Below are 6000 nucleotides of genomic sequence, written 5' to 3' on the forward strand. Positions count from 1 at the left end.
TGTAGACAAAGCCGAAAAGAATCTCCTTGATTCTTTTCGGCTTTTTTTGATTTTTTGCGGAGGGAGAAGGGTTTCATGCAATTTTTCGTCGATCACAAATACAGACGGATCCATCAAAGGCAGTTCGCAGGCGACCGATGCGGTTTTTTTGAAACTCCTGTAGAAAAAAGAGAATTCACCGACTCGGAAGATTATGTCGGACAACTGGAAAACCAGGACCTTTATGAAGTTTGTCCGCATTGCCAGTCAGCGCAGACGGTCATCAATTAAGGAGCTGGATCGGGATGGAGCAGGCAAAAAGGATAGCCGAACGGATCGCCCTGCTTATGGGCGCTGAAATCGAAGAAACGTCCGGCAGGTACCAACTTAAGAAAAGCCGGACGCTTGAAATCGATATGCAGGGTACCGTTTTTAAATGTGTACTGGATCTGGATATCTATTTCGAAGGGCTGTCGGAAGACGGTAACGCATTCAACAAAGCGGAAATCCTGCTGCTGCCGAAAGAATGCAAGACATTCCTGATTGCCTTGATCCAGTACGGCATCCCGCTGCCGCCTGTTTACCGCCAGTGGCAAGTCGCCAATCCGAATATTGTAGCCCTTTACCTGGAAGCGGTAGAGCCGCCGGAGCATTTCGCAGGGCGGTTGGCGGAAGCATTCCAGGCAATCGAAAATTAGCAGCACATAAAAAAACACACCGCTCTGGTGAGTTTTTTTATGTGCGCAAATATATGGACAAAGAGTTATTTTGGCAGAAGGAGCAGATGGCATATGCCGAAAGAAAGAATGATTGAAAAAGAAGTGGGAAGCTATATTTCTACGCTGCTGCGTGATTATTTCGGAAAAGGCCCTTCCTCGGTTTACGTGACAGCAAATCCTCCTTATATCACCATCCAGCTGCGGGGTTTTCTGGCCCCGACGGAGAAATTCCTCTTAAGGCAGAAAGAAATCAGGCGAATTCTTGAAACCCGGGATTTGCTGATGAAAGATCTGAAAGAACAGATTGCCGGGGAATTGAGTGGCATCGGCGAATTCATTGTAGGCGATATGTATACCGATTGGAATCTGGAAGAGCAGACCGGATTGATCCTTGCAGTCCTTGAAAATGGAACGGAAGGCGCAGAAAGCGGATGGCCAAAACCCATCGATAACGCGGGGTTCCGTGAAACCATCAGCAGATTCAGCGAAAAAGCGCAAAAAATTCCCGAGAAGGTGGAAGCGTTCTGGCTCAACAACCGGACCCTCCTTGTTAAACGTTCAGGAATATTCATACATATTGAAAAGGAATTGATTGAGGCGGGTTTTGATGATGAGCTGAAGCTGGTCAAACGTCCGATGGAGCGCAGAATGCTGATGGAAATCAATTGGAGGCCGGTCATTGGGCGCGGCGTCCAGGAAGTCTATATGGATTGGAACATCCTGGAAGACCACGGTTATATCATCCTCATACTTGATCCCGAAGAGAAATGACCAGCCGAACAGCGCGGTTTCGAGCGTTGCGGAACAGGGTACTTTCAAACTACAAGGAAGCTGAGTGCGGGATGAAAGAACCAGCAGAAGGAGGATGTCCATGATCGCCAGCCCTCAAGGTGCAAATGCCTACTCGAATTTCCGGAACCGGCTGGTCTACATAAAACGCAATTTCTGGTCCGGTTTTTTGTTCGGGATCGGATTGGCTGCTTTTGTTGATGAAGTGGTTTTTCACCAATTGCTCCAATGGCATCATTTCTATGACCGTTCGACCACAAGCGCCGCCTTGGTTTCGGATGGCCTGTTCCATGCGTTCGGATGGTTTGCGACGGTCGCCTCGCTATTTCTCTTCGCCAGTTTGCGCAGAAGAAACGCCCTTTGGCCGAAAAGGTGGGCAGGAGCAGTTTTGTTCGGAGCAGGAATTTTCCAGCTGTATGATGGCATCGTCCAACACAAGCTGCTGAAGCTTCATCAAATCCGGTATAACGTGGACCTTCTGCCTTATGACATTGTCTGGAATGCATCTGCAGCAGTATTGATCATTGCCGGGACCGTTCTGCTGCTGCAGACGCGGAGGGAAATATGGAACAAGAAGAAAGATGAAAAGCTGAACTCCAAACCGGATAACCGGAAGTAGAGTTCAGCTTTTGGTTTAGATGTATGAAATTTTTAAACGGTGCAGCCGGGTCATTCATATTTTCCTTTGAGCGGCACAAAACGCACAAAATTGATGACAGATGTGCTGATGCTGCCGCCCTCGCCCTTTTCGATCAATTTCAATTCCTGCAAAGAAGGAGTGCCGACGGGAATCAGCATTTTCCCGCCCTCCTTCAGTTGGGCAACCAGCTCATCGGGAACGGCTGCGGCTGCGGCCGTGACCATGATCCGGTCATAAGGGGCGTGCTCTTCCCAGCCAAAGCTGCCGTCATCGAGCTTGAAATTAATATTGGTAAAGCCGGCGTCCGCCAACCGTTCTTTCGCGCGCGCATGCAATCCTTCGATGCGTTCAACCGAATAGACTTCTTTTGCGAACTTAGCCAATAAAGCGGTCTGGAAACCGGATCCGGTGCCGATTTCAAGCACTTTCGAATCAGGATGCAAATCGAGCGCAAGCGTCATTTCCAGCACCAGAGACGGCTGGGAGATCGTTTGGCCAAAGCCGATGGGAACAGCTTCATCCAAGCCGGCCAAGTCTTTGTGGGTGTCCATAAAAAAGCGGCGGTCCAATTCACGGAAATAGGCAGTGATTTCTTTTTTGCGGTTTTCCATGTGCCTCACTCACTTTCATTAGTGGAATATGGAACTTCCGGTTCTCCAAAGCTTCAGCGTCGGAATGCGTTTGTTTCCATTACTGCGATTTTCTTGAAAGGGCGATGGAGCTCGCCAAGCGGTCGATGACCGGAACGGTGCTCGTCCGGGTGTTCTGGGTCAACATGGTGAAGACCAGCCATTCCCCATCCCGTGTCTTGGCATAGCCAGACAATGCACTGACCCGGTCAAGGCTTCCGGTTTTGGCCAGCACATTTCCTTTGACGCCAGTACCGGCCAGACGTTTTCGCAGTGAGCCGCCAACCATCCGTTCGCTCGCGCCGGACACCGGCATGCCTTTTAGGAGGCTGCTGTACCAAGGTTCTGAACGGACGTGCAGCAGCAGTTTATTCAGCTCGGCAGCGGTCGTCTTGTTGGCATGGGACATGCCGGATGCATCTTCAAACTTCCATTTGGCCATGTCCAATCCTACAGAAGCGCCGTATTCCCGCATGACGCGAATGCCGAATTTCCAGCTGCCTTCCCCATACTTTACTTTACCCATTTCTTTAGCTAATATTTCTGCATGCGTGTTATTGCTCAATTTTAAAAATGGAATCATCAATTGCTCCAGGGTCATCGACTGTTTGGCCAATAATACCCGGGCGCTTGAAGGCGCTTTTCCGGAAACCGTGCGGGAAGTGGATACAAAGCTGATGCCTTTTTCCTTCAGCGACCGCTTGAACACATCAAGCGCATAGGCAGTCGGGTTGGAAACAGCAATCCATTCTTTTGTTCCTGCGTTGCCGATCGGGGCATTGCCGGTGATGTAGACTTTCTTCGTTCCGTATTGACGCTCGATTTTCAACGTGTTGCGCGTCCCTTTGGCAGTTGTCTTGGATTTATTGATGAATTGGAATATGCCGGTGGCAGGCGCCAAAGAGACAGCGGCCGGTTTTCCAAGCGCCGAAGCTTTGGCGTGCACGATGACAGAACCCGCATCATAATCGGTATTCGGCGACAGAGTCAAAGCCGAGATCTGGGCGGCGTAATAATAGGATTCGTCTTCTTTTGAAATCCCCGGAGACAGACGGTCTGCATCAAACCAGGTATCATCTCCAATCAGATGGCCGGAAATGCGCTTGACGCCGCGTTTAGCGAGGACTGATGCAAATGCATCCAGATCTTTTTCCAAAAGCGTGGGGTCGCCCTTGCCCTTGAGGTATAAATTGCCATAGAGCGTGCCGTTGGAAACTTGCCCGTTGGTCAGCACTTCTGTCGTGAACCGGTGATTCTTTCCGAGGGTCTCCAATGCCGCGGCAGCGGTCAGGATCTTCAAAGTCGAAGCAGGCGTGACAGCCTGATCCGGATTTTTTCCAAAAACTTTTGCGCCGTTGGCGGCATTTTGGATGCTGACGCTGTGCACAGAACCGGCCAAGCGGCTGTCGGCCATGATCGAACCGGCAGAGCCTTGCAAGGTGCGGTAAGGAGAAGCGGCTTCAACAGGGATGGATGAAAAAGGGGCACCACTGAAGAAAACGGAGAAAGCGACAACACCGGCTATCATTTTTTGTTGGATTTTCATATAAACCTCCTGGTTTTTTATAAGATATTTCCATATTATCATCTTTTTATTAATAAATACTGGAAATTTTAAATATAATTTGAAAAAAATACACTATTGAGATATCACTTTTGGAGAGGCGGGTAAACATGGATAAAACAATCGGGGATATCGAAAAAAAACTGCTCACAGGACGCCGCCTGGAAACGGCAACGTTCGGGATGGGCTGCTTTTGGGGACCGGAAGCGCGGTTCGGCAGTTTGCCAGGGGTGTTGCGCACACGTGTCGGCTATGCGGGTGGGACCTTGCCCAATCCGACGTACCGTCAAATGGGCGATCATACAGAAACCCTGCAGATTGATTTCGATCCAGCAGTTCTTCCTTATGAAGAGGTGCTGCGCCATTTTTGGCGCAACCACTACCCGAACCGGGACCAGTACAAGGGGCGCCAATACATTTCGCTGCTGCGGGTCCATGGAGCGGAACAGGCAAGTGCGGCTGCCAGGGTGAAGGAAGAGATGGAGGAAGTCCTCGGTGAAGTCATCGAAACGGAGATTGGTCCCTTTACTGGCTTTGCTCCAGCGGAAGAGCGCCACCAGAAATATTATTTGAAACGCTATCCCAAAACGCTTGAGCAGTTAGACAGCCTTTACCTCAAAGGGCAGGGTCTGGAAGACTCGACGTTTGCCGCCAGATTGAACGGCTTTGTCAAAGGGTATGGCAACCGTGAGAACTTAAAAGAGGAAATCGGGAATTGGCCGGTCGGTGAAGAAGACCGGCAATGGGTCATTGCGCAATTGATGAAGTTGAAGTGGTAAGCGTGAGAAACCGGGAATGGGGTAAACGTATAACAAAGCGGCTTTTGCCGTTGCAGCCGGAAACGGAAATCCGGATGGTTTTTGTTCAATTTACCCATTAGGAGGAACCTGTCATGGACTTTCTGCCGCAGGATTATGTGTTGATTGTTGCCCGGCTGCTGCTTGCAGCAGCCTTGAGCGGTCTTATCGGCATAGAAAGGGAATCAAAGCAGCAGCCGGCCGGGCTGCGGACCCATCTTCTTGTCGGCACCGGGGCATGTCTAATGATGATTTTATCGGTAACAGGATTTGACGCTTTTCTGTCAGAAAGCAGCGATGTTGTGAGGTTCGATCCCGCCCGCATTCCTTCCTATGTCATCAGCGGCATCGGCTTTCTCGGCGCCGGCACGATCCTAGTGCACCGCGGTTCGGTCCGCGGCCTGACAACGGCCGCCTCTATCTGGGTAGCTGCCGGAATCGGGCTTGTCGCGGGAATCGGGATGTACTTTGTAGCGATTTTGGCCACAGCGATTGTTTTGATTACGCTTTATATACTGGAGAAAATTGAAAAAAAGTATTTGCCGAGCCACAACCGCAAAGCGATTCTCATTATCGCGGAAGACCGGGACAATACATTAGCTGAACTCCAGCGCCTGTTCAGTGAAGCTGGCGTGGAAATCATGGATCTCCATATCGAAGGCGTCGAACCATACAGCAGCCGCCGTTTGTCGGAATACACCTTTGTTATTCAGGAAAGCGCACTGGACAAGGAACTGGAATTGCTGAAAAAACTGCAGCAGCACGATGCGGTCTACAACTTGAAAATTTAAGCTCAAGGAGCTGTTCTAAAAGGGCTGCTGTCCATTGCGGCGGACGCTTTCCGCGGGCTCGCGCCGAACTAACTAAGAACCTGTGCTCCTGC

At 50.3% G+C, this 6000-nt stretch carries 8 protein-coding genes; 6 read left to right on the top strand and 2 right to left on the bottom strand.

Annotated elements, in window-relative coordinates; genetic code table 11:
* The first annotated feature begins 75 nt into the window (after window positions 1–75).
* The 4 genes from ACTL32_RS06280 to ACTL32_RS06295 all read left to right on the top strand — a co-directional run bounded on the left by ACTL32_RS06280 (window position 76) and on the right by ACTL32_RS06295 (window position 2106).
* On the top strand, window positions 76–270 hold the full coding sequence (locus tag ACTL32_RS06280) for a hypothetical protein (protein WP_441340663.1): 195 nt from the start codon (window positions 76–78) through the stop codon (window positions 268–270).
* Between the two features lie 14 nt (window positions 271–284).
* Window positions 285–677: a DUF1259 domain-containing protein gene (locus ACTL32_RS06285; protein ID WP_441340664.1), complete on the top strand. Its 393-nt coding sequence runs from the start codon at window positions 285–287 to the stop codon at window positions 675–677.
* A 93-nt stretch (window positions 678–770) separates the two neighbouring features.
* Window positions 771–1469 (top strand): Na-translocating system protein MpsC family protein, encoded by a 699-nt coding sequence (locus tag ACTL32_RS06290; RefSeq protein ID WP_441340665.1) that lies wholly within the window; start codon window positions 771–773, stop codon window positions 1467–1469.
* 100 nt (window positions 1470–1569) lie between these two features.
* Complete coding sequence (locus ACTL32_RS06295; protein WP_441340666.1) at window positions 1570–2106, top strand: DUF2243 domain-containing protein; 537 nt, start codon at window positions 1570–1572, stop codon at window positions 2104–2106.
* 50 nt (window positions 2107–2156) lie between these two features.
* Here ACTL32_RS06295 and ACTL32_RS06300 read toward each other — a convergent pair whose 3' ends face one another.
* Together ACTL32_RS06300 and dacB are read right to left on the bottom strand one after the other, a co-directional pair.
* Complete coding sequence (locus ACTL32_RS06300) at window positions 2157–2738, bottom strand: protein-L-isoaspartate(D-aspartate) O-methyltransferase (RefSeq protein ID WP_441340667.1); 582 nt, start codon at window positions 2736–2738, stop codon at window positions 2157–2159.
* A 79-nt stretch (window positions 2739–2817) separates the two neighbouring features.
* Window positions 2818–4302 carry a D-alanyl-D-alanine carboxypeptidase/D-alanyl-D-alanine endopeptidase gene (gene dacB / locus ACTL32_RS06305; RefSeq protein WP_441340668.1) on the bottom strand — a complete coding sequence of 495 codons (1485 nt, stop codon included), beginning with the start codon at window positions 4300–4302 and terminating at the stop codon, window positions 2818–2820.
* 128 nt (window positions 4303–4430) lie between these two features.
* Here dacB and ACTL32_RS06310 point away from each other — a divergent pair, with 128 nt between their 5' ends.
* Window positions 4431–5099, top strand: coding sequence for a peptide-methionine (S)-S-oxide reductase MsrA (locus ACTL32_RS06310; protein WP_441340669.1), 669 nt, complete (start codon window positions 4431–4433; stop codon window positions 5097–5099).
* Between the two features lie 113 nt (window positions 5100–5212).
* Window positions 5213–5908: an MgtC/SapB family protein gene (locus ACTL32_RS06315; protein WP_441340670.1), complete on the top strand. Its 696-nt coding sequence runs from the start codon at window positions 5213–5215 to the stop codon at window positions 5906–5908.
* Window positions 5909–6000: the final 92 nt, after the last annotated feature.

This window comes from Planococcus sp. FY231025, assembly GCF_052078085.1.
Classification (GTDB): domain Bacteria; phylum Bacillota; class Bacilli; order Bacillales_A; family Planococcaceae; genus Planococcus.

What these genes read in the sequence shown, in the direction of transcription:
- ACTL32_RS06310 (WP_441340669.1), top strand. Translation starts at nt 4,431, where the DNA reads ATGGATAAAACAATCGGGGATATCGAAAAAAAACTGCTCACAGGACGC.
- ACTL32_RS06285 (WP_441340664.1), top strand. Translation starts at nt 285, where the DNA reads ATGGAGCAGGCAAAAAGGATAGCCGAACGGATCGCCCTGCTTATGGGC.
- ACTL32_RS06315 (WP_441340670.1), top strand. Translation starts at nt 5,213, where the DNA reads ATGGACTTTCTGCCGCAGGATTATGTGTTGATTGTTGCCCGGCTGCTG.
- dacB (WP_441340668.1), bottom strand. Translation starts at nt 4,302, where the DNA reads ATGAAAATCCAACAAAAAATGATAGCCGGTGTTGTCGCTTTCTCCGTT.
- ACTL32_RS06300 (WP_441340667.1), bottom strand. Translation starts at nt 2,738, where the DNA reads ATGGAAAACCGCAAAAAAGAAATCACTGCCTATTTCCGTGAATTGGAC.
- ACTL32_RS06295 (WP_441340666.1), top strand. Translation starts at nt 1,570, where the DNA reads ATGATCGCCAGCCCTCAAGGTGCAAATGCCTACTCGAATTTCCGGAAC.
- ACTL32_RS06280 (WP_441340663.1), top strand. Translation starts at nt 76, where the DNA reads ATGCAATTTTTCGTCGATCACAAATACAGACGGATCCATCAAAGGCAG.
- ACTL32_RS06290 (WP_441340665.1), top strand. Translation starts at nt 771, where the DNA reads ATGCCGAAAGAAAGAATGATTGAAAAAGAAGTGGGAAGCTATATTTCT.